The 26,954-nt window shown below is 71.6% G+C and carries 27 protein-coding genes and 1 pseudogene; 6 read left to right on the plus strand and 22 right to left on the minus strand.

What is annotated here, in order from left to right:
- Positions 1-36: 36 nt before the first annotated feature.
- The gene (locus EJC51_RS19495) at positions 37-1,056 is read right to left on the minus strand and encodes a glycoside hydrolase family 6 protein (RefSeq protein WP_126272262.1); all 1,020 of its coding nucleotides are present in this window, start codon (positions 1,054-1,056) and stop codon (positions 37-39) included.
- A gap of 164 nt (positions 1,057-1,220) precedes the next feature.
- On the opposite strand from EJC51_RS19495, the gene EJC51_RS19500 reads away from it, so the two are divergent.
- Positions 1,221-2,027, plus strand: a complete 807-nt coding sequence (locus tag EJC51_RS19500; RefSeq protein ID WP_126272263.1) for a GAF and ANTAR domain-containing protein — start codon at positions 1,221-1,223, stop codon at positions 2,025-2,027.
- A 271-nt stretch (positions 2,028-2,298) separates the two neighbouring features.
- Here EJC51_RS19500 and EJC51_RS19505 read toward each other — a convergent pair whose 3' ends face one another.
- The 13 genes and pseudogenes from EJC51_RS19505 to EJC51_RS19565 all read right to left on the minus strand — a co-directional run bounded on the left by EJC51_RS19505 (position 2,299) and on the right by EJC51_RS19565 (position 14,186).
- Positions 2,299-2,979 (minus strand): class F sortase, encoded by a 681-nt coding sequence (locus tag EJC51_RS19505; protein WP_126272264.1) that lies wholly within the window; start codon positions 2,977-2,979, stop codon positions 2,299-2,301.
- A gap of 6 nt (positions 2,980-2,985) precedes the next feature.
- Positions 2,986-3,528, minus strand: a complete 543-nt coding sequence (locus EJC51_RS19510; RefSeq protein WP_126272265.1) for a hypothetical protein — start codon at positions 3,526-3,528, stop codon at positions 2,986-2,988.
- 104 nt (positions 3,529-3,632) lie between these two features.
- Positions 3,633-4,412, minus strand: a complete 780-nt coding sequence (locus EJC51_RS19515; protein ID WP_126272266.1) for an HAD-IIA family hydrolase — start codon at positions 4,410-4,412, stop codon at positions 3,633-3,635.
- A gap of 78 nt (positions 4,413-4,490) precedes the next feature.
- A pseudogene (locus tag EJC51_RS19520) lies at positions 4,491-5,793 on the minus strand (alkaline phosphatase family protein).
- Positions 5,794-5,821: 28 nt separating this feature from the next.
- Positions 5,822-6,877, minus strand: coding sequence for a 2-aminoethylphosphonate ABC transporter substrate-binding protein (locus EJC51_RS19525; RefSeq protein WP_126272267.1), 1,056 nt, complete (start codon positions 6,875-6,877; stop codon positions 5,822-5,824).
- 40 nt (positions 6,878-6,917) lie between these two features.
- Positions 6,918-7,715: an ABC transporter permease subunit gene (locus EJC51_RS19530; protein ID WP_126272268.1), complete on the minus strand. Its 798-nt coding sequence runs from the start codon at positions 7,713-7,715 to the stop codon at positions 6,918-6,920.
- A complete protein-coding gene (locus EJC51_RS19535) occupies positions 7,702-8,484 on the minus strand; it encodes a 2-aminoethylphosphonate ABC transporter permease subunit (RefSeq protein ID WP_126272269.1) in 783 nt (260 codons plus the stop codon). The genes EJC51_RS19530 and EJC51_RS19535 overlap by 14 nt, the downstream gene beginning before the upstream one ends.
- The gene (locus EJC51_RS19540; protein WP_126272270.1) at positions 8,477-9,523 is read right to left on the minus strand and encodes an ABC transporter ATP-binding protein; all 1,047 of its coding nucleotides are present in this window, start codon (positions 9,521-9,523) and stop codon (positions 8,477-8,479) included. Before EJC51_RS19540 ends, EJC51_RS19535 begins: the two co-directional genes overlap by 8 nt.
- The gene (locus EJC51_RS19545) at positions 9,520-10,194 is read right to left on the minus strand and encodes a phosphonatase-like hydrolase (RefSeq protein ID WP_126272271.1); all 675 of its coding nucleotides are present in this window, start codon (positions 10,192-10,194) and stop codon (positions 9,520-9,522) included. The genes EJC51_RS19540 and EJC51_RS19545 overlap by 4 nt, the downstream gene beginning before the upstream one ends.
- Before the next feature lie 5 nt (positions 10,195-10,199).
- Positions 10,200-11,324, minus strand: coding sequence for a TIGR03364 family FAD-dependent oxidoreductase (locus tag EJC51_RS19550; RefSeq protein WP_126272272.1), 1,125 nt, complete (start codon positions 11,322-11,324; stop codon positions 10,200-10,202).
- Positions 11,325-11,454: 130 nt separating this feature from the next.
- Positions 11,455-12,210 (minus strand): GntR family transcriptional regulator, encoded by a 756-nt coding sequence (locus tag EJC51_RS19555; RefSeq protein ID WP_126272273.1) that lies wholly within the window; start codon positions 12,208-12,210, stop codon positions 11,455-11,457.
- 56 nt (positions 12,211-12,266) lie between these two features.
- Positions 12,267-13,001 (minus strand): hypothetical protein, encoded by a 735-nt coding sequence (locus EJC51_RS19560; protein ID WP_126272274.1) that lies wholly within the window; start codon positions 12,999-13,001, stop codon positions 12,267-12,269.
- Positions 13,002-13,100: 99 nt separating this feature from the next.
- Positions 13,101-14,186: an ROK family transcriptional regulator gene (locus tag EJC51_RS19565; RefSeq protein WP_126272275.1), complete on the minus strand. Its 1,086-nt coding sequence runs from the start codon at positions 14,184-14,186 to the stop codon at positions 13,101-13,103.
- Between the two features lie 48 nt (positions 14,187-14,234).
- On the opposite strand from EJC51_RS19565, the gene EJC51_RS19570 reads away from it, so the two are divergent.
- Together EJC51_RS19570 and EJC51_RS19575 are read left to right on the plus strand one after the other, a co-directional pair.
- Positions 14,235-15,329 (plus strand): Gfo/Idh/MocA family protein, encoded by a 1,095-nt coding sequence (locus tag EJC51_RS19570; protein ID WP_126272276.1) that lies wholly within the window; start codon positions 14,235-14,237, stop codon positions 15,327-15,329.
- Positions 15,326-15,835: a heme-degrading domain-containing protein gene (locus EJC51_RS19575; protein ID WP_126272277.1), complete on the plus strand. Its 510-nt coding sequence runs from the start codon at positions 15,326-15,328 to the stop codon at positions 15,833-15,835. The genes EJC51_RS19570 and EJC51_RS19575 overlap by 4 nt, the downstream gene beginning before the upstream one ends.
- Before the next feature lie 78 nt (positions 15,836-15,913).
- Here EJC51_RS19575 and EJC51_RS19580 read toward each other — a convergent pair whose 3' ends face one another.
- The 4 genes from EJC51_RS19580 to EJC51_RS19595 form a co-directional block, all read right to left on the minus strand.
- The gene (locus tag EJC51_RS19580; protein ID WP_126272278.1) at positions 15,914-16,771 is read right to left on the minus strand and encodes a fumarylacetoacetate hydrolase family protein; all 858 of its coding nucleotides are present in this window, start codon (positions 16,769-16,771) and stop codon (positions 15,914-15,916) included.
- A 135-nt stretch (positions 16,772-16,906) separates the two neighbouring features.
- On the minus strand, positions 16,907-17,593 hold the full coding sequence (locus EJC51_RS19585) for a YidC/Oxa1 family membrane protein insertase (RefSeq protein ID WP_126272279.1): 687 nt from the start codon (positions 17,591-17,593) through the stop codon (positions 16,907-16,909).
- Positions 17,594-17,694: 101 nt separating this feature from the next.
- Positions 17,695-18,003, minus strand: a complete 309-nt coding sequence (locus EJC51_RS19590; protein WP_126272280.1) for a DUF6412 domain-containing protein — start codon at positions 18,001-18,003, stop codon at positions 17,695-17,697.
- A 45-nt stretch (positions 18,004-18,048) separates the two neighbouring features.
- Positions 18,049-18,576: a winged helix-turn-helix transcriptional regulator gene (locus EJC51_RS19595; RefSeq protein ID WP_207924749.1), complete on the minus strand. Its 528-nt coding sequence runs from the start codon at positions 18,574-18,576 to the stop codon at positions 18,049-18,051.
- Between the two features lie 69 nt (positions 18,577-18,645).
- Between EJC51_RS19595 and EJC51_RS19600 the strand changes: the two genes are divergently transcribed.
- Positions 18,646-20,046 (plus strand): MFS transporter, encoded by a 1,401-nt coding sequence (locus tag EJC51_RS19600; protein WP_126272282.1) that lies wholly within the window; start codon positions 18,646-18,648, stop codon positions 20,044-20,046.
- A 290-nt stretch (positions 20,047-20,336) separates the two neighbouring features.
- Here the strand turns inward: EJC51_RS19600 and EJC51_RS19605 are convergent, their stop codons facing one another.
- Positions 20,337-21,122, minus strand: coding sequence for a class E sortase (locus EJC51_RS19605; protein ID WP_126272283.1), 786 nt, complete (start codon positions 21,120-21,122; stop codon positions 20,337-20,339).
- A 290-nt stretch (positions 21,123-21,412) separates the two neighbouring features.
- Between EJC51_RS19605 and EJC51_RS19610 the strand changes: the two genes are divergently transcribed.
- Both EJC51_RS19610 and EJC51_RS19615 read left to right on the plus strand, forming a co-directional pair.
- Positions 21,413-22,885 (plus strand): glycoside hydrolase, encoded by a 1,473-nt coding sequence (locus EJC51_RS19610; RefSeq protein WP_126272284.1) that lies wholly within the window; start codon positions 21,413-21,415, stop codon positions 22,883-22,885.
- Between the two features lie 89 nt (positions 22,886-22,974).
- A complete protein-coding gene (locus tag EJC51_RS19615) occupies positions 22,975-24,000 on the plus strand; it encodes an SEC-C domain-containing protein (RefSeq protein WP_126272285.1) in 1,026 nt (341 codons plus the stop codon).
- Between the two features lie 93 nt (positions 24,001-24,093).
- Here EJC51_RS19615 and EJC51_RS19620 read toward each other — a convergent pair whose 3' ends face one another.
- The 3 genes from EJC51_RS19620 to EJC51_RS19630 form a co-directional block, all read right to left on the minus strand.
- The gene (locus EJC51_RS19620; RefSeq protein WP_126272286.1) at positions 24,094-24,726 is read right to left on the minus strand and encodes a TOPRIM nucleotidyl transferase/hydrolase domain-containing protein; all 633 of its coding nucleotides are present in this window, start codon (positions 24,724-24,726) and stop codon (positions 24,094-24,096) included.
- Positions 24,727-24,845: 119 nt separating this feature from the next.
- A complete protein-coding gene (locus EJC51_RS19625) occupies positions 24,846-25,157 on the minus strand; it encodes a hypothetical protein (protein WP_208870726.1) in 312 nt (103 codons plus the stop codon).
- Positions 25,158-25,256: 99 nt separating this feature from the next.
- Positions 25,257-26,645 carry an HNH endonuclease signature motif containing protein gene (locus EJC51_RS19630; RefSeq protein WP_244362743.1) on the minus strand — a complete coding sequence of 463 codons (1,389 nt, stop codon included), beginning with the start codon at positions 26,643-26,645 and terminating at the stop codon, positions 25,257-25,259.
- Positions 26,646-26,954 lie beyond the last annotated feature (309 nt).

Consider the following 26,954-nt stretch of genomic DNA (forward strand, 5'->3'; position numbering starts at 1 on the left):
CCCTCGTCGTCGTAGGAGGACAGGAGGAACGGGGGGTTACTTGCTCGCCTTCGCCAGGCCCAGCGCGTACTCCGCCCACCACTCACCGGCCTTCGGGCCGCCCTTGCACTCGCCGTCCGACTCCCCCGGCCGCTTGACCCACACGTAGGCGTCGACGAGCGGGTCCGCCGTCTTCGTCGTCGGGGCCTCGCCGAGGGCGCGGCCGGGCGGGTTGCACCAGCGTTCGTCGGCCTTGCCCTCGGTGTACGGGCCGTTGCCGTTGCGGCTGGTGTCGACGACGAAGTGCTTGCCGCCGACCTTCTGCGACAGCTGCTTGCCGTACGCGATGGAGTCCTGGGTCGAGTAGAAGTTGGAGACGTTGACCGAGAAGCCGTCGGCGCGCTCCACGCCCGCCCACTTCAGCGGCTCGAAGATCTGGTCCGGGTGGCCCCAGCCCGCGTTGCCCGCGTCCAGGTAGACCTTGGTGTTCTTCAGGGACTTGAGCTTGGCGATGGCCCCGCTCAGCAGGTCGTAGCGCTCCTCGTGGAACTCGCCCGGGGTGCAGCCGTCGACCAGGTGCAGGACCGCGTCCGGCTCCAGGATCACCGTCGCCGGGCGGTCGCCGATGCCCGCGGCCACGCCGTCGATCCAGGAGCGGTACGCGTTGCCGTCGGCGGCGCCGCCTTGCGAGTACTGGCCGCAGTCGCGGTGCGGGATGTTGTAGAGGACCAGCAGCGCCGTGCGGTCCGCCTTCTCGGCGGCCTCCGTGAAGCCGCGGGCCTCCTGCTCGGGGTTCTCCGGGCCGATCCACTCGCCGGTCGGCTGCTCGGCGATCTTGCGGATCTGTTCGGCGTCGGCCTTCTTGCCCGCCTTCGCGTACTCGGCGACCTGCTGGGCCGCGTTGCCGTCCGGGTTGACCCAGAACGGATCGGTGCCCTTGGGCTGTTGAGTGATCCGGGCGCCGGAGCTGTCCTCCGGATCGTCCTTGTCCCCGGACGAGGAGCATCCCGCGATCAGCAGCGCCGCCCCCAGCGCCATCGCGGATGTCCTCGCCCCGGCCCCCCTCTTGCCGTACATCCAGCTCCCCCTCGGGTGCACTCGTCCAAGTCTCAATCCTGACATAGGTGGCGTGGGGCACACGAGATCGCCCGAGCCTTGTCGGGGAGCTGTTACAGCGCCCATGGTCGGGGTACGCGCGCGCTGACACGGGGGCGGGCCGGCAGGGAAGGAAGTGCGCGGTCATGCACCACACCACCCGGGAACTCCGGCTGGCGGCGGCACTCGTGGAGGCGGCCGACACCCTCGCGGACGGCTTCGACGCCGAAGACCATCTGCGACGCGTCTCCGACCACTGCGTGGAGCTGCTGGCCGCGCGGGCCGCCGGGATCATGCTGGTCGACACCGGGCGGCCGGTGTCGTTCGCGGCCAGCCGCCGCCGCGAGGAGGTGGCGCTGGACCTGTTGCAGGCACAGCACGCGGGCGGGCCCTGCCTGGACAGCTACGCGTCCGGCGAGCCGGTGCCGCCCGTCTCCATCCGGGTGGCCCACGCGGCCGCCCGCTGGCCCGAGTTCACCGAGCGGGCGCTGCGCCACGACATCGTCTCGACCTTCGCGGTCCCCTTACGCCGCCACGGGACGCTGCTCGGCGCGCTCAACGTGTTCGTGCCGACGCTGCCGGACCGGACCGGCTCGCCCGGCGCGGCAGTCGAGGGCGGGACGCCCGCCTCCGCGGCCGAGGTGCTGGTGGCCCAGGCCCTCGCCGACGCCGCCGCCGTCGGGCTGCGCAACCACCGGGAGTACACGCAGTACCGCACCCTGTCCGCGCAGTTGCAGGAGGCGCTCTCCAGCCGGGTGCGGATCGAGCAGGCCAAGGGCATGCTCGCGGAGCGGTGGGGGGTGCGCGCCGACGACGCGTTCGTGGCGCTGCGCCAGTTCGCGCGGCGGCACCGGCTGCCCCTGGACCGGGTGGCGAGCGCGGTCATCGAACGGGCCGTCGACGACGCGGCGTTGCGCGAGGCGGGCGGCCCGCCGTCCGGCGGACCTTCGTAGAACCCGGTACGACCTGCGCGGATGACAGAGCGCCGTCATCTTATGACTTGGCGTCAATCACCTCTAGGCCCGGACGCTCATCCGTTCTAGAGTCTTCCCCACAAGGCCCCAGCCCCCGGCCTGTCGTCCACCCAACCATGGCTGATCAAGCCTCCCGCGTCGGACGCCGGGTTACTCCCGCAGCCCGTGCGCGCGCGGTTGAGGACCAGCCCGGTCGGCGGCTTCGGGGGGAGCGGGCCGTCGACCGGGCCGGGTCGGTCCTTGCGGCGCGCTACAGGCCGGTTCCCGTCAGGTACGCCGACACGATCACGTTCGCCGTGTAGCTGCGGTTCGCCCGGTCGAAGGTGCCCCCGCAGGTGATCAGCCGGAGTTCGGCCCGCCCCGACTGCCGTGTCCCGTACGCCTGTTGGGCGTCGAAGTGGTCGCGGGCGACGACCTGTACGTCGTCGACGGTGAACTCCGCGACCTTGCCGTCGTCCCGGATCACCCGGACCGTCGCACCGGGCTTGACGCTGCTGAGCTTGTAGAAGACGGCGGGCCGGGTCTCGGTGTCCACGTGTCCCACCATCAGCGCGGTCCCGGCCGCCCCGGGCCGGGTGCCGGCCGCGTACCAGCCGACGACGCCTGCCTGGTCGTACGGCGGCGGGTCGATCGCCCCGTTCCGGTCGAGGCCGCGGGCGACCACGGGGGCCTGCACGCCGAGGCCGGGGATGTCGATGCGCTGCGGCCGGGCGGCGCCGAGCGGGTGCACGGCGGGCGGCAGCTCGACGCCGGGCGGCCGGCCGACCGCGGCCACGTCGCCGGTGGTGGGGGCGGATATCCCGTTCCGTACGTCGGTGACCTCGCGTCCCCACAGCCACAGGCCCAGCAGCAGCACCGCCCAGGCCACGCCGGTCAGCAGCCGGCCGCCGGTGCGGGTGCCGTGCTCGGCGGAGTCGTGGTGCTCGGACATGGCCGGTCAGTCGCTCCCGCGGCTCCGCCGGGACCTGCGCAGCGCCACCGCCGCCGCCGCGACCCCGGCCAGCACCAGCCCGGTCACGGCGTGCGCGGTGCCGGGTCCGGCGGCGGAGGCGAGATGCTGCGCGGTACCGCCGCCGCCCGCGTGGACGGGGGCGACGGGGGACGTGTACGGCGCGGGCTGCGTGGGTGCTTCCGAGGAGTGCGCGGGTGCCTCTACGACGGTGAGGGCGCCCGAGCGGGACACGTCCCCGCAGCTGATCCGCACGTCGTAGCTGCCGGCCTTGAGCTCGGTGCGGACCCGGGTCTCGCCGACGAGGGTGCCGTCGGCGCCGGCGAGCCGTACCTCGGCGACGAACGCCGTGGAGACCGCCGTACCGGTTCTGCTGCTCGCGCAGCCGGTCACCCGCAGGGCGACGTCGGTGCCGGGGGCCGGGGACGACGGGGTGACCGCGACACCGCCCCCGTCCGCCGCGTGTGCCGCCGGGGTGAGGAAGGCGACGCCGAGCAGTCCGGCACAGAGAGTGAGGCGTAGTGAGCCCATCGTGAACCTCCAGATATCTGGAGACTCCCCCCGTCGCGGCGGCCCCGCATCCTCAGCATGGCCGCCACTGCTCCATACGGGGTGGATTCGCCCGTGGAGGCGTTTCAGACGCGGTCGACGAGGTCCGCGATCGAGTCCACGACCGTCGACGGCCGGTAGGGGTACTTCTCGATGTCCGCGTCCGAGGTCAGACCGGTCCGGACGAGGAAGGTCACCATCCCGGCCTCGAGGCCCGCCAGCACGTCGGTGTCCATGCGGTCGCCGATCATCGCGCTGGTCTCGGAGTGGGCGCCGATCGCGTTGAGACCGGTGCGCATCATCAGGGGGTTGGGCTTGCCTGCGAAATAGGGCTGCTTGCCGGTGGCCTTGGTGATGAGGGCGGCGACCGCGCCGGTGGCCGGCAGCGGGCCCTCGGTGGAGGGGCCGGTCTCGTCGGGGTTGGTGCAGATGAAGCGGGCGCCGGCGTTGATGAGCCGGACCGCCTTGGTCATGGCCTCGAAGGAGTACGTCCGGGTCTCGCCGAGGACGACGTAGTCGGGCTCGTGGTCGGTGAGGATGTACCCGATGTCGTGCAGCGCGGTGGTCAGGCCGGCCTCGCCGATGACGTACGCCGAGCCGCCCGGCCGCTGGTCGTCCAGGAACTGGGCGGTGGCCAGGGCCGAGGTCCAGATGGACTCGATCGGCACGTCCAGGCCCATGCGGCGCAGGCGCGCGTGCAGGTCGCGCGGGGTGTAGATGGAGTTGTTGGTGAGCACCAGGAAGGGCTTGCCGGACTCGCGCAGCTTCTTCAGGAAGGCGTCGGCGCCGGGGATCGGCACGCCCTCGTGGATGAGTACGCCGTCCATGTCGGTGAGCCATGACTCGATGGGCCTGCGGTCAGACATCTGCTGTGGTCTCCTGCGTACATACGTGCGGGTGGAGCGGGGCGCCGGAACCACGACGTACCGACGCCCCCACCCTAGTCAGGAAGTCGTCACCTTGACCCCGTCGATCACCCAGTACCAGTTGTTGGACCCGGTGTACCGGAACCGGAAGCTCACACTGGACGCCCCTCCGGGAACGGCCACGTCGAGGGACGGTGACGTCGTACGCGGGGGTCACCAGCGTCGAGTCGTACGTCCCGGAGAACGTCTTGTCGGCCCACTCGTCGGTGGTGAAGGCCCAGCCGCGCCACTCGGTGACCCCGCCGGTGCCCATGGCGCTGTTGCTGACGGACCAGCCGCTGGGCGGGGTGTGGGTGTAGCCGAGGACGCCGGCCGGGATGCCGGTCTCGTCGGTGCGGGTGGACAGGGCGAGCGCGTCGAACGGGTCGGCGGACCGCTCCTGGATCGGCTTGCCGTCCAGGCCCCAGGACGGGTCGACGGTGACGCCCAACTGCCGGAAGACGGTGGGTACGACGTCCACCAGCCGGGTGTCGATCGGGCGGGCGCCGGCCGCGATACCGGGTCCGGTGGCGAGGACGAACGTCCGCCGCTCCTCGATGGTGGATCCTCCGTGGCCGCCCGCGTCGAGATGGCCGTGGTCGGTGGCGACGACGACGGTCCAGCGCTCGGAGCCGTAGGTGGGCCGTGCCTTGATCGCGGCGCGGAGTCTGCCGACGTAGGCGTCCTGTACGGCGATCTGGTCGAGGTAGGCCTGGCCGGCCGCGCCGGAGTTGTGGCCGACGATGTCGGACTGGCCGAAGTAGACGAACAGGACGTCCGGGTTCTGGTCCCGGATGACCGCCTCGGCCTCGCTCGCGATGGTGGCGTCGTGCGCGGTGTACCCGTCGGCGTCACCGTCGAGGACCAGTGTGGCGTCCGCGCCGGGGGTGACGGTGCCCTGGGTGTCGAGGGGCTTCCAGTCGACGGCGGCGTAGGTGGACAGGGCCGGGCGGACCTGCGCGAGGCGGGCGAGGAAGCCGGGGTAGGTGCCGTACCGCTTGCCGTTGAAGGTGTTGTCCTTGACGCCGTGCTTGTCGGGCCAGACGCCGGTGGAGATGGTGGACCAGCCGGGGCCCGAGGAGGTGGCGGCCATCGGGCCGGCGTAGAGCAGCGAGGTGCCGTAGGTGCCCTCGCTCATCATGGCCTTCAGGTGCGGGGCGTTCGCCGCGTCGATGCGGTCGTGGCGGAGCCCGTCCATGCCGATGACGAGGACCTTGTCGGCGCTGGTGCCGTTCGGGAGGGCGGGGGCGGCTGCCGCCCGGGCTTCGGTACCGAGGGTGCGGGCCGCGGCGGTGGTGGCGGCGGCGCTGAGGACGGTGCGGCGGGACAGGGGTGACGTCACGTGATCCTCCGGTGGATGCGGTACGGGCTCAGCTGCCGGTGGCCGACTTCCAGGCGTCGACGTACGAGGTGAGGTGCTCGTCGATGTCGTCCCAGTCGGGTTCGAAGACCTCGACGCCGCTCATGAGCTTCGCGAGGGCGGTCGCGTCGGGGTCGGTGGCCTTGATGTCCTGGCGGACGCTGAAGCCGCCGCCGATCTCGCTGACCTGCTGCTGGGCGGTGCGGCTGAGGAGGTAGTCGAGGAGTTTCCTGCCGTTCGCGGAGTGCGGGGCCCTGGTGACCAGGCCGGCCGCGTAGGGCAGGGCGAAGGTGGTGGGCTTGCCGCCGTTCCTCGCCGGGAACCAGATGCCGAGGTTCGGCATGTCCTTGGCCTGCGCGTAGTTCATCTGGACGTCGCCGTTGGCGACCAGCAGCTCGCCCTTGTCGACCTTGGGCGCGAGCTTGCCGGTGGAGGCGGACGGGCCGACGTTGTTGGCCTGGAGCTTGCCGAGGTAGTCCAGGGCGGGCTGCTCGCCGCCGAAGTCGTGCATGGCCTTGATGAGGACGGCGGTGCCGTCGCCGGCGACGCCGGGGGTGGAGTACTGGAGCTTGTTCCGGTACGTGGAGTCGAGCAACTCCTCCCAGGTGGCGGGGGTTCGGGTGAGTTCCTTCTTGTTGTAGACGAACCCGAAGTAGTTGTTGACGACCGAGGTCCAGGTCCCGTCGGCCGCTTTGCCGGCGCCGCTCACCTGGTCCGCGCCCGCGGGCACGTACTTCTGCAACAGCCCCTTGCCGTCGGCCTGTTGGATGAACGGCGGCAGGGTGACCAGGACGTCGGCCTGCGGGTTGCTCTTCTCGCGGGCGGCGCGCTGCACCATCTCGCCGGAGCCGCCCTCGACGTACGCGACCTTGATGCCGGTCTCGGCCTCGAAGTCCTTGAAGGTCTGGTCGTACCAGCCGTCGCCGTTCTCCCCCTTGAGACCGTCCGCGCTGTAGACGGTGACGACGTTCGCGTCGGAGGCGGCGGAGCCGCCGCAGGCGGTGAGGAGCGGGGCGGCGACGGTGAGGGTCAGGGCGAGCGCGAACGTGCGGCTTCTTCTGGGCATGACGACATGAACTCCTTGCGTGGGAGGGGCTTGACGGGATTCAGCGGTACGTCGACCGCGCGCGGACCCGGGACACGGCGAGCAGCACCAGCAGCGTCGCCGTCATCAGGACCACGGCGAGCGCGGACCCGGCGAACAGGGCGCCGCGGTCGGTGGCCGCGTAGATCAGGACCGGGAGCGGGGTCCAGCCGGGCGGGTAGAGCATCATCGTGGCGCTCAACTCGCCCATGGACAGGGCGAAGCAGAGGCCGGTGGCGGCGGTGAGGGACGGCAGGAGCAGCGGCAGCCGCACCCGCCACAGGACGTACGCGGGCCGGGCGCCCAGGGACGCGGCGGCCTGTTCGTAGGCGGGGTCGAGGCGGGCGAGGGCCGCCTTCACCGATTGGTACGCGAACGCCGTGACCAGCACGGTGTGGGCGACGATCACGATCTGCCGGGTGCCGTTGAGCAGCAGCGGCGGCTCGGAGAAGGCGACCAGGATCGCGAGGCCGACGACGACCGACGGGACCGCGAGGGGCAGCACGAAGAGGGCGTCCAGGAGTCGCCGGTGCCGCTCCTTCAGCGCGGCCCCGGCCAGCGCCGCCCAGGTGCCGGAGGCCAGGGCGAGCAGGCTCGCGGTGAGGGCCGTGACCAGGCTGGTGATGAGGGCCTGGAGGGCCTCGCCGCGGGTGGCGGCGTCGTAGTGCCCGGTGGTGAGGCCGGACGGCAGTGCGCCGGACCAGTGGGTGGCGAAGGAGGCGCCGAGGACGACCAGGAGGGGCAGGGCGAAGAGGGGGAGGAAGAGGACGAGGAACACGAGCCATACGGCCCGTCTGGCCCCGCGGCTATGCACCAGCACGACGGCTCACCACCCGGTAGAGGCCGTAAAGGCCCACGGAGATCAGGACGTTGACGACGGCGACCACGCACGCGCCCGGGTAGTCGGACTCCAGGATCGCCTTGCCGTAGACGAGCGTCGGCAGGGTCGTGACCCCTTTCGCGCCGGTGAACAGCACGATCCCGAACTCGTTGAGACACAGGACGAGGACGAGACTGCCGCCGGCCGCGAGCGCGGGCAGCGCTTCGGGGAGGATGATCCGCCGCACGATCCTCGGGGCGCGGGCGCCGAGACCGGCCGCCGCCTCGATCTGCGCGGTGTCCAGGTGCGAGAACGCGGCGAGCAGCGGCCGCATCACGAACGGCGTGAAGTAGGTGACCTCGGCGAGGAGCACGCCCCAGGGCGTGGTCAGGAACTGGAAGGAGCCGACGAGTCCGGTCGTGCCGTAGAGGAAGAGCAGGGCCAGGGTGATCAGGAAGGAGGGGAAGGAGAGGTAGACGTCGATGAACTTGGCGACGGCCCGCGCTCCGGGGAACGGTACGAAGGCGATGACGAGCGCGAGCACGAATCCGAGGACCAGACAGCCGGCGGTGGCGGCGAGGGCCAGCCAGACGGTGGTCCACAGGGCGTGCCGGAAGGACTCGGAGGCGAGGACGTCCAGGTACGGCTGGAGCGAGGTGCCTCCGGTGTCCGGCCGGAACGACTGCCGGACGACGAGGGCGAGGGGGTAGAGGAAGAACAGGGCCAGGAGGACGACCGGCGGAAGAGCCCACGCGAGCCTTCTAGTCATGCCGGGCTCCCAGCAGTACGGCGTCCTCGGGCGCGAAATGCAGGGTCACGGAGTCCCCGTGCGCGGGCGGGTCCTTGAGTTCGCGCAGGTCGGCCATGATCTGGTGACCGTCCACGTCGACGTAGAGGCGGTGGGTGGCGCCGCGCCACTGGATCTCCCGTACGGTTCCGGCGAGTTGATTGGGTCCGGCGCCGAGGCCGATGAGATGCGGCCGTACGCACACCAGCCGGGCGGTCCCATCGGCCGTGGCCGGTCCCGCCACCTGAAGCCGCCGCCCGCCGAAGCGGACGTCCTCCTCCGACACCGTGACCGGCAGCAGGTTGGCGTGTCCGACGAAGGAGGCCGTGAACTCGTCGCCCGGGGACCGGTACAGCTCCTGCGGTGTGCCGCAGGCTTGCAGGCGGGCCCGGTCCATCACCGCGATCCGGTCGGCGAGGGTCAGGGCCTCGACCTGGTCGTGGGTGACGTACAGGATCGACACGTCGGGCAACTCGCGGTGCAGCCGGGCGAGTTCGGCGAGCATCCCGGAGCGGAGCCGGGCGTCCAGGGCCGACAGGGGCTCGTCGAGGAGGAGGACGGCCGGGCGGATCGCCAACGCCCGGGCGATGGCGACGCGTTGCTGCTGGCCGCCGGACAGCTCGCGCGGATACCGGCGGGCGTAGGCCGCCATGCCGGTCAGCTCCAGCGCCTCGGCGACCCGGGTGCGGAGCTCTGCCTTGGCGACCTTGCGGGCCTTGAGCCCGAAGGCGACGTTGTCCTCGACGCGCAGGTGCGGGAAGAGGGCGTACTGCTGGACGACCATCCCGATGCCCCGCCGGTGCGGCGGCAGGTCGGTCACGTCCCGGTCGCCGAGGAACACCCGCCCCGAGGCCGGCCGGACGAACCCGGCGACCGCCCGGAGCGCGGTGGTCTTGCCGGACCCGGACGGCCCGAGCAGCGCCATGACCTCGCCGGTCCTGACCGTGAGGTCGAGGGAGTCGAGGACGACGTTCCCGTCGTAGGCGACCGTGACGCCGTCGAAGCGGATGCCGCCGCTCATCCGAGGATCCCGGGCAACTCGGCGACGGAGCCGAGGACATGGCTCGCCCCGGCCGCGCGCAGGGCCCCCGCGTCATGTGCGCCGGTCAGGACACCGGCCACGAGGCCCGCTCCGGCGCGGACGCCGCTGCGCATGTCGTACGAGGTGTCGCCGACGACGGCGATCTGCCGTACGCCGTCGGCGACCGCCGTGCGCAGGAAGGCGGTCAGGACCATGTCCGGGTACGGCCGTCCCCGTCCCCCGGCGTCCGCGGGGCACAGGGTGAGGGGGGCGAGGTCCCGCCAGCCGAGCGCGGTGAGGATGGCGTCCTGGGTGGTGCGGGCGAACCCGGTGGTGAGCACGACCGTACGGCCCTGCGCGGTGAGCCGCTCGATGGCCGCACGGGCGCCGGGGATCGCCTCGACCCGTCCGGCGTCGACGAGTTCGGCGTAGGCGGCCTCGAAGGCCCGGTTGGCCTCCTGCGCCGCCGCTTCCTCGCCGAACAGGTGCCGGAAGACGGAGATCTTGGACTCGCCCATGGTGGCGCGGACGTGGTCGATCAGGCCGGCCGGGTCGGCGCCGAGGTGCCGGGCGGCGGCGGTGAAGGCCTCCTCGACGAGGCCGTCGTCGGCGACGGTGGTACCGGCCATGTCGAGGACGACGAGGCGGATGTCGGGGTTCTGCTCGGTCATGGAGGTCACCAGCCCAGTTCGTTCGCGGTCGTCTCGGCTATCGCGGGCGAGCAGGTCATCCCGCGCCCGCCGGGCCCGGTCACCAGCCAGACCCCGTCGCGCACCTGTTGCCGGTGCACGACCCGGGCGGGGTCGGTGCATTGCGCGTACACGCCCGCCCAGCGGCGCCGGATCCGTGGCAGCGGCCGGCCGAGGAAGGACTCCACCACGGCGGTGAGGTGCTCGTAGGGCTCCTCGGTGGTGTCGAAGGCGAAGGGGTGCTCGTACTCGTGGGTGTCGCCGATGGTCAGTCCGCCGTCGGCGCGCTGGACCATGAGCAGTTGCATCCGGTGCTCCGCGGCCGTCTCCGCCTGCGCCTGGCGGGCGTTGAGCTCGTCGAGCTCCGGGCCGCGGTAGGCGGGGTAGTAGCGGAAGCTGTCCGCGTCGGCCACCGAGGTGGTGAGCGGCTCGCCCAGCGGCTCGGTCTGCATCATCTGGAGGCGGACCCGGCGCACGGGCAGGTCGGGCCCGGCGAGTTCGCGGACCAGGCCGGTGAGCCAGGCGCCGGTGCACAGGACGACGACGTCACCGGTGTGGACGTCCCCGTGGTCGTCGCGGACGGCGTTCCCGCCGGCCACGTCCCGCACCTCCCGCCCTGGCAGGAAGGTGTAGCGCGGCGACTTCAGCAGTTCGGCGCGCAGGGCGAGTTGGGCGGTGCGGGGTTCCACGGCCGCGTCCCGCTCGCAGTACAGGGCGGCGCCGAACTCACCGCGCAGGGCGGGGTTGAGGGCCCGCGCCTCGGCCGGGGTGAGCAGCTCGTAGCCGCGGGCGGCGGCGTCCGCGCGGGCCACGGCCGCCTCGGCGACGGCGTGTTCGAGGTCGCCGCGGACGGGGGTCAGGGAGCCGTTGGGGCGGAAGCCGAGCGCCGGGACGCGAGCCCCGATCTCTTCCCACAACTTCCTTGCCCGCAGGGCGGTTTCGAGCTCCTCGCCGCCCGCGCGGCCACTGACCCAGATCTGGCCGAAGTTACGCAGCGAGGCGCCGCGGGCCTCCGTCTCGCGCTCGATCTGTACGACCTCATGGCCGCGTTCCACTGCGTGCCAGGCGTGCAGGGTGCCCACCACGCCGGCTCCGACGACTATCACTCTCACGACGGCCACGCTCCTCGGGATCGGGGAACCGGAAAGGTCCGGCTGACGACGGGAGCATGAACTGGCCATCACGTTTGGGCTAGACCCGTTATCTATTCGTGATGATCCTGGTCGGCGGGGGCGGCGAGTTTCAGCCGCCGAGATGGGTGGTGAAGGAGAAGCGGTCGCCGCGGTACAGCGTCCGTACGCGCTCCAGCGGCCGCCCGGCCGTGTCCCGGGAGACCCGGTGGATCAGCAGCATCGGCAGGGCGGGCGGGGTACCGATGAGCAGCGCCTCACGCGGGGTGGCGAGCACCGTCTCGATGCGCTCGTCGGCGTCGCCGAAGTCGATGCCGCGCCGGCCCAGGTAGGCGTAGAAGGAGGAGTCGGGTGCGAAGTCGCTGTCGAGGTCGGGCACCCGGGCCACGGCCACGTACGTGCTCTCCAGACCGACCCGCTCCTCGTCGGCGAGCAGGACGCGCTCCAGATGCCAGACGGGTTCTCCCCGGGTCAGCCCGGTCTCGGCGGCGAGCGCCTCGGGGCAGGGGAAGCGGTCGAGGGTGACGAGGGTGCGACCGGGGACGCGCCCCTGTCGCCGTACCCCTTCCGTGTAGCTGGCCAGGGACAGCGGCTGCTCCAGCTTGGGCCCGGCGACGACGGTCCCCCGGCCCCGGCGGCGCAGCTTGCCCTCCAGCAGCAGCTCACGCAGCGCCTGCCGCACGGTCTCGCGGGCGACGTCGAAACGCTCGGACAGATCACGCTCGGTGGGGATGACGGCGCCCTCCCCCAGTTCGCCCACGAGCCGGTCGATGCGCGCCTTCACCGCGTAGTACTTCGGAATACGGCCGTGCTCGGGAATGCCCGCACGGACGGGGGCGCCGGGGGCCTGGTCGTTCGGGTAGTCCACGGGAGGATCGTCGCAGACGGGGGTTGGGGGGCGGGCGGTGGCTCGGGGGTGGGCGATCAGCGGCGTCTGCGGGACACGAGCAGCGCGGCGCCCGTGAGGAGGAGGGCGACGGTCGCGGCGACGGCGGGGCCCGCCGGACCGAGCCCGGTGCGGGCGAGTTCCTCGACGGACGGGAGGCGGTCGTCGCCTGTCGCCGGGCGGCTCTCCGGGTCGGTACCGGCTTCGATGCCGGTGTCGGTGCCGGTGTCGTCGGCGACGGCGAACCGGTAGTCGTTGGACTGGCCGACCCAGTCGCCGTCGTCGTCGTGGCGCTGTACGACGGCCGCGTTGACGGTCACCTGGTTCGGTACGGCGTCCGAGGTGAGGGCGAGGCGGACCTTGACGGTGACGGTCCTGCCGGGGCCCACGGTGAGCCCGGCACCGCCGAACGCGCCCACGAGTTCGTCCTCGTCGGTGGTCTCGAAGCGGACGGGGCGGGGGCGACCGCCCTCGTAGAACTCCAGGCGGGGCTGGGAGGCCTTGAGGGCGCGTTCCTTGTCGACGAGGACGACGACCGGGTGAACGGCCGTGCAGGTGCGGGTGGTGGTGTTGGTGAGGTCCAGCCTCCAGGTGCCGTAGCCGCCGCCGGGTGCGTAGGTGGCGGGTCCGCCGTGGATGCGGGTGGTGAGCGGGAAGGCGCGGGAGTTGTCGGGGCTGTCGCAGACGGGGGCGGCGTGAGCCGGGGTGGGGGGCGCGAGGAGAAGGGCGGCTGTCGCGGCGAGGGGGAGGGCGAGGGACGGGAACAGTCGCATAAACACATGACCATGGCGGGTGGGGGTGGGTTACGAGGGAAGCCGCTCCGGACGAAGGGGGAATCCCGCCCGATCGGCGGGCGCGGGACACGGCAGCACTCACCCGTCCGCCCTCCCGAACAGCGGCGCCAGCAGCGACTGGGCAGCCCCCTCGGCCACCCCGCGCACCCCGCCGGGAGCGATCCGTACCGGCACCGCCGCCTCGCCCCGGGCCCGCTCCCGCAGTACCGCCCGTACCCCGCCGACGAACTCCTCCGGCGCCGAGGCGACCGTACGTCCGCCGAGCAGGACCAGGTCGATGTCCAGCAGGCCGACGAGGTTCGCGGCCCCGACCCCCAGCACCCGCGCCGCCTCCGCCACGTCCCCGCGCCGCACCGCGCCCAGACACAGCGCCTCGATGCAGCCCCGGTTGCCGCACCCGCACACCGGCCCGTCCAGCTGGACCACCTGATGGCCGAACTCGCCCGCGCCGGTCCTGGCCCCCCGGTGCACGACCCCGCCGATCACCAGTCCGGCGCCGAGCCCGGTCCCGAGATGCAGGTAGGCGAAGGAGGCGCCCTCGTCCGCGACCGCAAGGCCCAGCGCGGCGGCGTTGGTGTCCTTGTCCACGACGACCGGCAGCCCGAGCCGCGCCGCGAGCGCGTCCCGCAGCGGGAACCCGTCCCACTCGGGAAACCCCGTGACCCGGTGCAGCACCCCTCGCACATGATCGAGCGGCCCCGGCAGCGCCACGCCCACCCCGAGCACCGACGCCACAGCCCCGGCCAGTCCCTCCGCCGCCCGGGCCACCCCCGCCACGACCGCCTCCGCACCGGCCCCCAGGTCCATCGGCAGGCACCGCTCCCCCACCACGGTCCCGTCCAGATCGACCAGCACCGCCCGCAGCTCGTCCCGGTCCAGATGGACGCCGATCGCATGCCCGGCCTCCGGCACCAGCCGCAGTACCGTGCGCGGCTTGCCCCCGGTGGACGCGCGGCGCCCCGCCGCCGCCGCGAGCCCCTCCTCCCGCAGCCGCCCGGTGATCTTGCTGACGGCCTGCGGGGTCAGCCCGGTGCGCTCGGCGAGCTCCAGCCGGCTGATGCCGTCGCCACCGGCGGTGCGCAGCAGGTCCAGCACCAGTGCGGTGTTGTGGCTGCGCAGAGCCGGGAGGTTGGCGCCGGCGTTCGTCCTGTTCACGCCCCCCATTGTCGCCTGTGCTTGCACTTTGGCAACAGCGTTGCGAAAGTGGGGGTCATGACTGGTACGACTCCTGGCATCCCCGAGGCCCCCCTCCGCGTGGGCCTCATCGGATACGGCCTCGCCGGCTCCGTCTTCCACGCCCCGCTGATCGCGGCCACCGAGGGCCTCACCCTCGACACGGTGGTCACCTCGAACCCCGAGCGCCAGGAGCAGGCCCGCGCCGAGTTCCCGGACGTATGCGTCGCCGCGACCCCCGACGAGCTGTTCGACCGGGCCGACGAGCTCGACCTGGTCGTCATCGCCTCCCCCAACAAGACGCACGTCGCGCTCGCCACCACCGCCCTGAAGGCGGGCCTCCCGGTCGTCGTCGACAAGCCCGTCGCCGGCACGGCGGCCGAGGCGCGCGAGCTGGCGGCCCTGGCCGAGGAGCGGGGCCTGCTCCTCTCCGTCTTCCAGAACCGCCGTTGGGACAACGACTTCCTGACACTCCGCAAGCTGCTCGCCGAGGGCGCCCTGGGCGACGTATGGCGCTTCGAGTCGCGCTTCGAGCGGTGGCGGCCGCAGCCGAAGGGCGGCTGGCGGGAGTCCGGCGACCCGGCAGAGATCGGAGGTCTGCTGTACGACCTCGGCAGCCATGTCGTCGACCAGGCGCTCGTCCTCTTCGGCCCCGTGACCTCCGTGTACGCCGAGGCGGACATCCGGCGGGCCGGCGCCTCCGTCGACGACGACACGTTCCTCGCCCTCACCCACGCGAACGGCGTCCGCTCCCACCTCTACGTCTCCGCGACCACCGCCCAACTCGGCCCGCGTTTCCGGGTGCTGGGCTCCGAGGCGGGGTACGTGAAGTACGGCCTCGACCCCCAGGAGGCGGCCCTGCGGGACGGCAGGCGGCCGGGGACGGGGCAGGACTGGGGCCTTGAGCCCGAGTCGCTGTGGGGTCGCGTCGGCTCCGGGGAATCCCCGGTGACCGGCGGCGGACGCGCCGAACCGACCCTCGCCGGGGACTACCCCGCTTACTATGCGGCCGTGGCGAAAGCCCTGCTCGACGGCGGTCCCAACCCGGTGACCGCATCTGAGGCGGCCGCCGCCCTCGACGTACTGGAGGCGGCCCGCCGTTCGGCCCACGACGGAGTGGTGGTGAAGCTGTGACGCACAACACCGAGCTGACCCCGAAGTTCCATCCGGAACTGACCCCGCCGATCGAGGAGTTGGAGGCCCAGGAACGCCGTCTGGTCTTCCGCCGGTTCACCAACGACGACGCGTGGGCGCTGGGCTCCCTGCTGGTGGACCTGGCCCGCGAGCGCCAGGCCCCGGTCGCGATCGACATCCACCGCGCCGGCCAGCAGCTCTTCCACGCCGCCCTGCCGGGCTCCGCCCCGGACAACGACGCCTGGATCAACCGCAAGCGCCGGGTGGTCGAGCGCTACAACTCCGCGTCCTACCTGGTCGGCGCCCGCTTCCGCGCCAAGGGCACGACGTTCGAGGAGAGCTCCCGCCTGGACCCGGACGAGTACGCGGCCCACGGGGGTTCGTTCCCGATCACGGTGGCGGGCGTAGGGGTCGTGGGCGCGGTGACGGTGAGCGGGCTGCCGCAGCTCCAGGACCACAAGTTCGTGGTGGAGGCGCTGGAGGAGTTCCTGAGCAAGGAGCAGTAGCTGCCCCAGGGGCGCGGGGAACTGCGCGAGCAACCACGAACCACCCGCAGCCGCCGCCGTACCCGCGCCCCACCCCCCTTAGGCGTCCTTCAACTCCTGTCGCTGCCGCCCAAGCCCCTCAATCTCCAGCTCCACCACGTCCCCCGCCCTCAAGAACGGCTTCGGATCAGCCGCGCCCAGCGCAACCCCCGCGGGCGTACCCGTGTTGATGACGTCCCCGGGGTACAAGGTCATGAACTGGCTGACGTACCGCACCACTTCCGCCACCGGGAAGATCTGCTCGGCGGTCGTGCCGTCCTGCTTCAGCTCCCCGTTGACCCACAGCTTCAGCGACAGGTTCTGCGGGTCGGGCACCTCGTCCGCCGTCACCAGCCAGGGCCCCAGCGGATTGAACGTCTCGCAGTTCTTGCCCTTGTCCCACGTGCCGCCGCGCTCCAGCTGGAACTCCCGCTCGGACACGTCGTGCGCGACCGCGTACCCGGCGACATGCCCGAGCGCCGCCTCCGCCGACTCGACATAGCGGGCCGTACGTCCGATGACGACGGCCAGCTCGACCTCCCAGTCGGTCTGCACCGACCCGCGCGGGACCAGCACCGTGTCGTTCGGGCCCACGACGGTGTCGGCGGCCTTGAAGAAGATCACCGGCTCGGCGGGCGGCTGGGCGCCGGTCTCGCGGGCGTGGTCGTGGTAGTTCAGGCCGATGCAGACGATCTTGCCGATGCGGGCGAGCGGCGGTCCGATCCGCAGCCCGGTCGGGTCCAGCGCGGGCAGTGTGCCCGCCTCGGCCGCGGCCCGGATCCGGCCCAGCGCGTCGGCGTCGGCGAGCAGCGCCCCGTCGAGGTCGGGGACGACTCCGGAGAGGTCGCGCAGGACACCCTCGCCGTCGAGCAGCGCGGGCGTCTCCGCTCCCGCCGTACCGACTCGCAGCAGCTTCATGATCACAATCTCCCTCGATCGCTGAGCGCCCTCCGACGGGTGCAGCCATCGGATGACTGGTCGATCCTCCAAGCTCGGCGTCCAGTCCGCAATACCCGGTTCACGGACTGGACCGCTCGGGCTTGACCGGTCGGGTCAGCGGTACAGGAAGGCCCGCTCCACCGCGCTCCAGGTCGTACTGGTCACGACGTAGAGCGCGGCGGCCAGCGGCACCACCGCCACGGTGAAGAGCGTGAAGAAGGACATGAACGGCATGACCTTGGTCATCGCCCCCATGCCGGGCACGGTCTCCCCGTCGGCGACCGGGACCGGCAGGGTGCGCTTGGCGCGCCGGTAGTTGAAGGCGGCGACGACCGCGACGAGCGCGAACAGGGCGGCGTACACCAGCCCCGCTCCCCCGAGCATCCCGCCGTCACCGAGGGCGTCGGCCCAGCGGCCGCCGAGGGGCGCGGCGAAGAGTTCATGGGTCAGCAGCGGGTTCGTGGTGGTGGAGAACAGGTGGTAGAGGAGGAAGAAGGCGGGCAGCTGGAGCAGGCTCGGCAGGCAGCCGGACAGCGGGGACACCTTTTCCTCGGCGTGCAGTTCCAGCACCGCCTTCTGGAGTTTCTCGGGGTTCTTGGCGTGCTTCTTCCGCAGCTCGGCGATCTTCGGCTGGAGCTGGGTGCGGGCCTTCTGGCCGCGGGCCGCCGCCCGGGACAGGGGGTGGACGAGGAGTCGTACGACTGCGGTGAACAGGACGATCGCGCCGGCCGCGGCGGAGGCGCCGAGCAGCGGGTGGAGGAGGTCGGCGAGCTGCTCGACCAGGGTGGCGAAGACGGACATGGGTGAGCCCTCCGGGGGTCTCGTCGGTGCCGGAACGTTCCGGGGATGGCCGGGAACGGCATGACGACCCGCGCGAGGGCAGGCGGAATGAGGTGCGCGCCCTACGCGGTGGTCGCCGGGAGGGCGTGTCCGGGGGCTCGGGGCCTGGTGCGGCCCCGGGCGTCGGGGTCGCGTTGCGACAGGAAGGCCGTACGGCGGGCGCGGTCCCTGATGGCCGTGCGCACCCGGGTGGGCGGCACGGCGGGCGCGCAGCGCGCGGCGGCGAGGGCGCAGAGCGCGAGGGCGGAGCCGGCCGCGGCGGTCGCGGCGAGCGCGACCGTGGCGGAGAGGCTGCCCGCGTCGAGGACGGCGAGCTGGAGAAGCAGGAGGAGCAGGGCGACGGCGGGTGCGGGCCGCGGACTGCGGTTCACCGGTGCCCCCTCCCTGCCTGTGCGTGCTGTGCGTGTCCGCTTCGGTTATACCTGACCGGTCTCCAGCGGCTGAAGAAGCCTCCTCGGCTTGAGCAGCGCGCGGCTGACCGGATCCGCCGGGTCCGGATCGAGTCCGGGTCCCGGCTCCATCAGAACGTCCTCGACCGGTACGACGGTTCCGCAGGCGGGACATTCGCCGTACGACCCGAGTTCGGTGCCGCAGTCCGCGTGCCGGAACCAGCGCAGCCGGGTCTCGTCGAAGTGCTCGCGGCCCCAGCGGCTCAGTGAGCGGATGGTGGGCCACAGTCCGATGCCGCGGTCGGTGATGACGTACTCGTCCCGGGGCGGCGACTCCTGGTAGCGGCGCTTCTCCAGGATTCCCTCCTCGGTGAGGGTCTGGAGGCGGGCGGCCAGGACGGCGCGTGGGATGCCGAGGTGGACGAGGAAGTCGTTGTAGCGCCGTACGCCGTAGAGCGCGTCGCGGACGACGAGCAGCGTCCAGCGCTCGCCGACGATCTCCAGCGCGCGGGCGATCGAGCACTCCTGCGTCGCGTAGTCCTTGCCCAGTGCCATGTCCTCCACCTTAGCCAGTCTGCGACATGCGGGTTCAATGACTGAACCGACTCTGCTAGGGTACGGGACATGGCTAGGTTCAATGAACGAACCGTAACCGGTTCCCCCGTGACAACCCCTTCCGCCGCCCCGGTGGCCGTCCCCCACCCCGGCCGCACCCTCGCCCTGACCAGCGCCGCCACCGCCGTCGCGCTGATGACGTACACCGCGCCGATGGTCACGCTCCCCGAGACCGCCGCCGACCTGCACACCCCGCTCTCCGCCCAGGCCTGGCTCCTCAACGGCACCCCGCTCGGTCTCGCCGCCCTCCTCCTGGTGGCCGGCAGCCTCGCCGACGACCACGGCCGCCGCCGGATCTTCACCGCCGGCACCCTCGCCCTGGGCCTCACCACGGTCCTCGGCGCGTTCGCATCCACGACCTTCCAGTTCACGCTGGCCCGGATCGCCCAGGGCGCGGCCAGCGCGGGCCTGCTCGCCAGCAGCCTGGGCCTGCTCGTGCACGCCTTCCCGACCCCGCACGGCCGGCTGCGCGCGACCGGTGTGTGGGGCGCCTTCGTGAGCGGCGGCATAGCCGTCGGCCCGCTGGTCGCGGGCGCGATGCCCGACTGGCGGGTGGCGTACGGGGTGCTGGGCGCGGCGGCGCTGCTCCTGGCGGCCCTGGGCAGCCGCAGTCTCACCGAGTCCAAGGCCCCGCGCCCCGGCCGCCCCGACGTGCTCGGCGCCCTCACCTTCGGGCTGGCGCTGGTCGCCCTGATCGCGGCCCTGACCCTGGGCCGGGACGGCTGGCTACGCGCCCCGGTGGGCCTGTTGCTGCTGGCGTCGGTCGCGCTGGTGGCCGCCTTCACCCTGGTGGAACGCCGTACGGCGACCCCGATGATCGACCTCGGCCTGCTGCGCCGCCCCGCCTTCCTGGCCTCCTCCGCGGGCGGCCTGTTCACCGGCCTCGCGGTGATCGGCCTCTTCAGCTTCCTGCCGGCACTGCTCCAGCAGACCCTCGGCATGTCCGCGATGAACACGGCCTGGCTGTTCCTGCTCTGGTCCGGCCTCTCCTTCACGGTCGCCCTCCAGGCCCGCCGCCTCGCCGGCCGCGTCCCGCCCCGCCTCCAACTCGCCCTCGGCTTCGCCCTGCACGCGGGCGGCGTCCTGACCATGCTCGGCTCCCTCTCCGCGCACTCCTGGACCCGCCTCCTGCCCGGCCTGATCCTCGGCGGCATCGGCAGCGGCCTCCTCAACGCCGCGCTTCCCCTGGTGGCGGTGGAGTCGGTGCCGGCGACGCGAGCCGCGATGGGTTCGGGAGCGCAGCAGACGTTCCGGTACGTCGGCTCGTGCGCCGGCGTCGCGCTGACGATCGCGGTGTCGACGTCGACGGGCGGCGGCCTGGCACAGGGCGCGGACATCGCGATGGCCGTGTCGGCGGGGCTGGCGGTGGGGGCGGCGGTGCTGCTGGGGGTGTTGCGGGAGCGGGGGTAGAGGGCGGGCGCAGGGGCGCTGGTCAGCGGGGGCGGGCGCAAGGGCTCGGCTCAGCGGGGCGGGCGTAGAGCCCGGGTCAGCGGGAGCGGGCGCAGAGGCTCAGCTCAGCGGGAGCGGGCGCAGAGGCTCCGCTCAGCGGGGCCGGGCGCAGAGCCCAGGTCAGCGGGAGCGGGCGCAGAGGCTCAGCTCAACGGCGCCGGGCGCAGAGGCTCCGCTCAACGGGCGCAAGGGCTCAGCTCAGCGGGAGCGGGCGCAGAGCCCGGGTCAGCGAGGGCGAGCCCAGGGCCGGGTCAGCGAGGGCGCATCGACGTCAGCTTGGCCCACACCACCAGCCTGTACCGGGACGTGTACTCCGGAGTGCAGGTGGTGAGGGTGAGGTAGTAGCCGGGTTCGGAGTAGCCGTACGCGGTACGGACGATGGAGCGCGGGATGCGGTTCAGGACCCCCGCGTCGTGGGCCGAGGTCCGGTCGAGGGTCTTGTCGACGGCGTACGTGTAGACCGCGGTCCGGGTCTCCACCTCGATCGTGTCCTTCGCGGCCAGCCGGTTGATGTAGCGGAACGGCTCCCCGTGCGTGTTCCGGTGCCCCGCGAGCGCGAAGTTCCCGGCCTGGCCCGGCTGCTGGGTCCCGGGGTAGTGGCCGACGTACCCCTTGTTGAGCACCTCCTGCTTGCCGACGCCCTCGGCGACGGGGACGCGGAGGTGGAGGCGGGGAATGGTGAGGATGGCGTAGGCCTGGGACCAACTGGGCTGTGCGGGGCGGGTGGTGGGCTGCCCGCGTGTCAAGGGAACCTGCGGCTCCCCCGAGCCCTCGACCTCGGGCGCGTCACCGACCGGTGGGGTCGGCGCCCCCGTCCCCCACTCCCGCTCCAGCGCCTCGACCTTCCGCTCGGCGCCGCGCCGGGCCTCCCGGTTGGTCCACCACAACTGGTGCACGACGAGAAGCAGCAGCACCACCCCCACGGTGACGAGGAGTTCACCGCCCACCCACACCGCCTGCCGCCGTCGCGCACGCCGACGCCGGGTGTCGTGCCGCACGACGGGAGTGCGTGAACGTCGTACCAGGGGAACCCGCATGCACCCACCTGCCTGCTCGGTCGCCCACCGGACCTGGACCGGGCCCGCACGATAGGCGCTACTCCCGCAAGTGACCAGAGCCACAGGCGACCCGCCCGCCGCGCCACAACCGCTACCCCTTCTCATAACCGTTGGAGAAAGCGCTGTCGCACCTCTCGACAACCCCACACGTCACCCCTGATGCTTCGTGATGGCGCACGGGGGGCGAGAGGTGCGAGCCACTACGTCTTCAGGCCAACTCCTGCTCAGGGGCAGGAACCCGGCCCCACGGAGAGGCGGAAAGACAGCCAATGATCCGACGCAGAACGCTGCTGACAGCCGCAGGAGGCACCCTCCTCGGCAGCGCCCTGGCGACCGGCACCGCACGGGCCGACGCCACGATCGCCGTCAACCCCGGCACCTCGTACGGCACTTGGGAGGGATGGGGCACATCGCTCGCCTGGTGGGCCAATGTCTTCGGTGCCCGGGACGACTTCGCCGACCTCTTCTTCACCACCAAGTCGACCACCTACAACGGCACTTCGCTCCCCGGCCTCGGCCTGAACATCGCCCGCTACAACCTGGGCGCGTGCAGCGGGAACACGGTGAGCGGGTCGTCGATGGTCGCGTCCCCCAACATCCCCGCGTTCAAGCAGATCGAGGGCTACTGGCAGGACTGGAACAACGAGGACCCCACGTCCTCCGCCTGGGACTGGACCGCGGACGCCACCCAGCGCGCGATGCTGACGAAGGCGGTGGCCCGCGGCGCGACCACCGAACTCTTCGCCAACTCCCCCATGTGGTGGATGTGCCTGAACCACAACCCCTCGGGCGCCTCGGACGGCGGCAACAACCTCCAGTCCTGGAACTACCGCCAGCACGCCTCCCACCTCGCCTCGGTCGTCCTCCGCGCCAAGAACAACTGGGGCGTGAACTTCGCGACCGTGGACCCCTTCAACGAGCCCTCGTCGTCCTGGTGGACGGCGACCGGCACGCAGGAGGGCTGCCACATGGACGCGACGGTCCAGGCGGCGGTACTGCCGTATCTCAGAAGCGAGTTGAACAGCCGCGGCCTGTCGGGCGTGAAGATCTCCGCCTCCGACGAGACCAGCTACGACCTCGCCCGCACCACCTGGAACTCCTTCAGCTCCACGACGAAGGGCTACGTCGACCAGGTCAACGTCCACGGCTACCAGGGCTCGGGCGGCCGCCGCGACCTGCTCTACACGGACGTGGTGACGACAGCCGGCAAGAAGCTCTGGAACTCGGAGACCGGCGACAGCGACGGCACCGGCTACAACCTGGCCTTCAACCTCCTCTACGACTTCCGCTGGCTGCACCCCACGGCCTGGGTCTACTGGCAGGTCATGGACCCGTCGGCGGGCTGGGGCGTGATCAAGTACGACGCGAGCACCCTGCAACCCGGCGCGATCGAGACGAAGTACTACGTGCTGGCCCAGTTCAGCCGCCACGTCCGCCCGGGGATGAGGATCCTCGACACCGGCGTCAGCTACGCGACGGCGGCCTACGACGCCACCGCCAAGCGCCTGGTCATCGTCGCCCTCAACACCTCCACCTCCGCCCAGACCCTGACCTTCGACCTCTCCCGCTTCACCACGGTGACGGGCGGCTCGGGCGGCCTGGTCCCGCGCTGGAACACGGTGACGACGGGCGGCGACAAGTACGCGTCGTACTCCAACACCTTCCTGAGCGGAAAGACGGTGGCCGTGCCCTTCGCGGCGAAGGCGGTGCAGACGATCCAGATCGACGGGGTGACGATCTAGCCGCCGGGTGAGGTGGGCCAGGGTTCCGGGTCGGGCCCTGGCCTGCGGAGATCTCTCCCTTGTCACCGCTCGGCAGTACGGTGTCCCTCATGCGCCCCGACACGCCTGCCGAGAACGTCGACCACACCGCCGAAGCGGCACGCCTGGAGCGAACCGCCGGCCTGTATCCCGAGGACGCCGAGCCCCTGCTCCTGCAGGCCGCCGCCCACCTGGAACTGTCCGGCGACCGCCCCGCCGCGACCACGCTCTACGACCGACTGCTGTCGTCGTCCGCTTCGCTTTCGCTGGAGAACCCCCATCTGGTACGCGCCCTCAAGGCCTCGAACCTGTGGGAGTACGGCCATGAGGCGGAGGCGAGGGCGATCATCGACGGCGTCCGCGCGGCCGCCCCGCGCGACCCGGCCCCCTGGGTGATCGTCGCGGAGGCCCTGGAGGCCCACGACGAGCTGGAGCAGGCCCAGGAGACGTTCACGGAGGGGGCGCGCGTGCTCCTGGCGGACGTAGCGGAACCCCCGTACTCCACGCACCCCCTCCTGTTCGGCCGCCACCGGGTGCGCAGGATGCTGGGCGCCCCGCACGACGACTGGGACGTACTGGCGGACACCCTCCACACGTCCCCGGTGCCGTTGGACGAGCTGCACGACCCCAAGCGCGTCTGGTCCCTCGGCTCGGACAACCCGGCGGAACTGGCGGCGGAGATCTCCCGCCTGCGCGCGGAACTGGGCACCTACCGCGAGGCCCTCTCCCGCCCCTTCCCGGTGGCGGTCCTGCACTGGCCGAAGGACGAACTGACGGAGCTGCTGGCCGCGTACGCGCCCCTGTCGGAGGAGTACCCCTCCCACGAGGAGCACCTGGCGACGATAGAGGCCTCCCTGCGCGAACTGGCGGCTTCCGGCACGCCGAACCTGGGCATCGTCACAGGCACGGTCCCGTCCTACGAGGCCTTCGCGGCATCGGAGGGAGCCTCCCCGGCGGACAGCACGCTGCTCCCCCAGTACGCGACGACGCTGGCGGCCCGGGGCCGGGCGGTGGCGTGGCCGCCGCAGCGGGGGGCTGTGTGCTGGTGCGGGTCGGGACAGGCCTACGGCGAGTGCCACGGGGCGGGACCGGCGTAGCGGGCGTCGCGCGGGAACCGACGCAACTGGAAACTGAACCCAACCCGGGTGACGGCCGCAGGCCACCACGGCCAAGGCGGCCGTCACCCCAGCTCAGAGACTGACCAGACTGGCCAGCAGCCCGTCGAGCGGAGCCGGCACCCGATCGTCATCGAGCGCCTCGACGAGAACACGCCCATAACGGATCTTGCGCCCCTTCTTCGTACCGAGAAACCGCCGAAACTGCTGCTCAGAAGCCCGCCCCTGCTGCGCAGGCTGCTGCAAAAAGATCTCCAGGGCCCGCGACTCCCCCTCCTCCCCCACGAGCTCCCCCACCCGCGCCACCCCCAGCGCACGAATGAGCTCATCCTCAAGATCCGCCGCACAGACAAAGATCCCCTGCTCCGCCGCCCCGGCCCGCGCAAAGCCCCGCGAGTAATACGGCAGCTCCCGCTCATCACACAGACCCGCAAGCCGAAGCCCCAGCCCGGAGGGCCCGAGCAGCCCGGCATAGCGCCCCACGTTCATGGCCCCACCCATGGACAACACGCACACCCCCTCCCCCTCCAGATCCCGCCCACGCCGCTCCGCAAGGGCATTGACGGCGGCGACATCACTCAGCCCCTCAAGCAGCACGACCACACGGACGGGCAACAACGCAGCAAGCTCAGCCACAAGACCACCGTCGCCGCCACCATCCCCCACCCACACAGCGACCGCGTCCCGGAACGCCCCCATGTCAGACATGAGACGAGTGTCAGCCCACCCCGGCCCCGGAGCGAGGGATTTTCCCCGTCCCACAAGCCGCCGAGCCTCACCCGGCGTCCATGCAGGACGCAACCGCGCTGGGAACGCCCGCGCCCTGCTCAACGCGATTCGGCATCAACACCACCAGCGCCACCCTCACCGTAAAACCGCCCGCGTTCGCAGAGAGCATCGATCTCCGCGTTGTCCTCCTCAGTCAACTGCTCGTCCAGCGCAACGCTGATGACACGTCGCGCCCGAGCCAGCCGCCGAGCAACATCCCAGTCGGCGACGAACTCCTCGACCAGGTGCTCGTCGGCAGTCCCCGAAGCTTCGCGAGACCCGATTCGATCAAGGGAAACCACGAACTCGTTCAGGTCCTGCAGGAGTGCAACCACTTCGTCGAGAGGTAGACGGATCTCGGCGGCGGACATGCTGGAAGTGTTCAGCGGCTGATCGAACTCCAAGTTCGGTGTCTGCATTCAGATCCGAATCTTGCTACGCGAGGGCATTCTCACCGCCTCGCCCTCACCTCACTCCCGATACACGGGCGGAGCATTGGTGTACGTATGCCCGGTCGGCGCGGTCCAGGTCGAAACGCCACTGCGGGGGGCCCGGGTGACCTTCCACCCTGGGTGATGTGTCTTGAGCCGATGATGCCGACGGCACAACGGCTGCAGATTGTCGGGCGTCGTCTGCCCACCCCGTTCGGGGTTCCGGTGGTCGAACGGCTCGACATGATCCAGATCGCACCGCCGAGCAAGCATCCGGCAACTGGGAAACGCGCAGTACTGATCCCGCGCAATCACATGCCGCTCGGTCTCGGCGGTGGGCCGATAGGTGGTGGGATCGGTCTTGACGAGCAACCCGGTCTCCGGCTGGATCAACAACCGCCGCCAGACGGTCCCCGGCGCAAACGCCAACTCCCGCGCCTGCGAAGCACCGATGGACCCATACCCTTTGAGCTCCGCGGGCCCGTCATCAGCCCCGAGAAGCACATCGAACGGGACGGTCACCTGAACCACCGCAGCGCTCCGCCCACCCGCGGCCTCACCCGAGACCGAAGCCCCAGGCTGATTGACCACAAGATCAAACAGAGCATCCACACGCTTCTGCTCCAAGCTGCGCCCATCGGCCTCATAGCCCCTGGCCCGCACATCCACCGCCTGCTCCATCAACGCGGCCTGCTGGGCAGGCAACACCGCCCCGAACAACGCCATGCCGTCATCCTGCGGATAATGCTGAATCCTCCGCTCGCCGACCCGTGCCCGATGCCGCTCCTCTGCCCCCTTGGGGTCGGCCCGCAGAATCTGCCGACGCAACGCAGCCCGAGTCTGCCCGGCAGCCTGCCCAGGCATCTTGTCGACGAGGGCGGCCTCAACCCGCCCAGCCACCTCGTCGTCCAAGACCTCCAACTGCTCGGCGACCGCCATGGCCTGTACATAAGAGATCCGCCCCTCGGCCAACAGCCGACAGGTCGCCCCATGCCGCCCCGCCAACAAAGTCGCCACCTTCAGCCGCTGCGCGGCCGTCTGATTAGCCAACCGCAGGGCACAGGCCACCTCTTCTACGGCCCCGTCCCAGGAAGCAGCAAAGACGTCCCCCAAACACCCGCCCGCCTCGACGATGACGGCCTCAGGAGTCTCCGTGTGCGCGGCAATGGCCGCCAACACCTCCACCTGCTTGGCCTGCAACCACGCCAGATGCCGCTCCAACACCACAAGCGCATCGATCCGCCCCCGCGCCGTCAACGACTCCGGCGCAAGTGCACCAAGCTCACCAGCAGTCACCGCACTGGGCGACCGCTCCCGAATCGAAGCAACCCATTCATCAAGAGGACCGGCTTCCAACCCCGACCGGCGAACACCTCCACCGCCCTCCACACCCCCAAGAGTCATCGCCTCAACCTCAACCTCAACCACGGCACTCACCCCCCACCCCCGACACCGCGCCGCAACACCCACTCCCCCGAGCAGGCCGACACCCCCATTGTCGCTCACTCAGAGTGATATCACCAGGTCAGATCTGGCACTCGAACGAGTGAATCACCACCGAACACCTATCGGCCCCCGCCCGCCACCAGCCTCTGCGCCAACTCGCCAATCCACCAGCACGCCAAACCCCACCCGGCGTACCCCCACCCGCCCACGCACCCACCCACAAGCCGCCAAACTCACCCGGCGTGCAGGCGAGACGCACCCGCGCCCGCCCAACCCCGACCAACTACCCAG

It is taken from the genome of Streptomyces aquilus (genome assembly GCF_003955715.1).
GTDB lineage: Bacteria > Actinomycetota > Actinomycetes > Streptomycetales > Streptomycetaceae > Streptomyces > Streptomyces aquilus.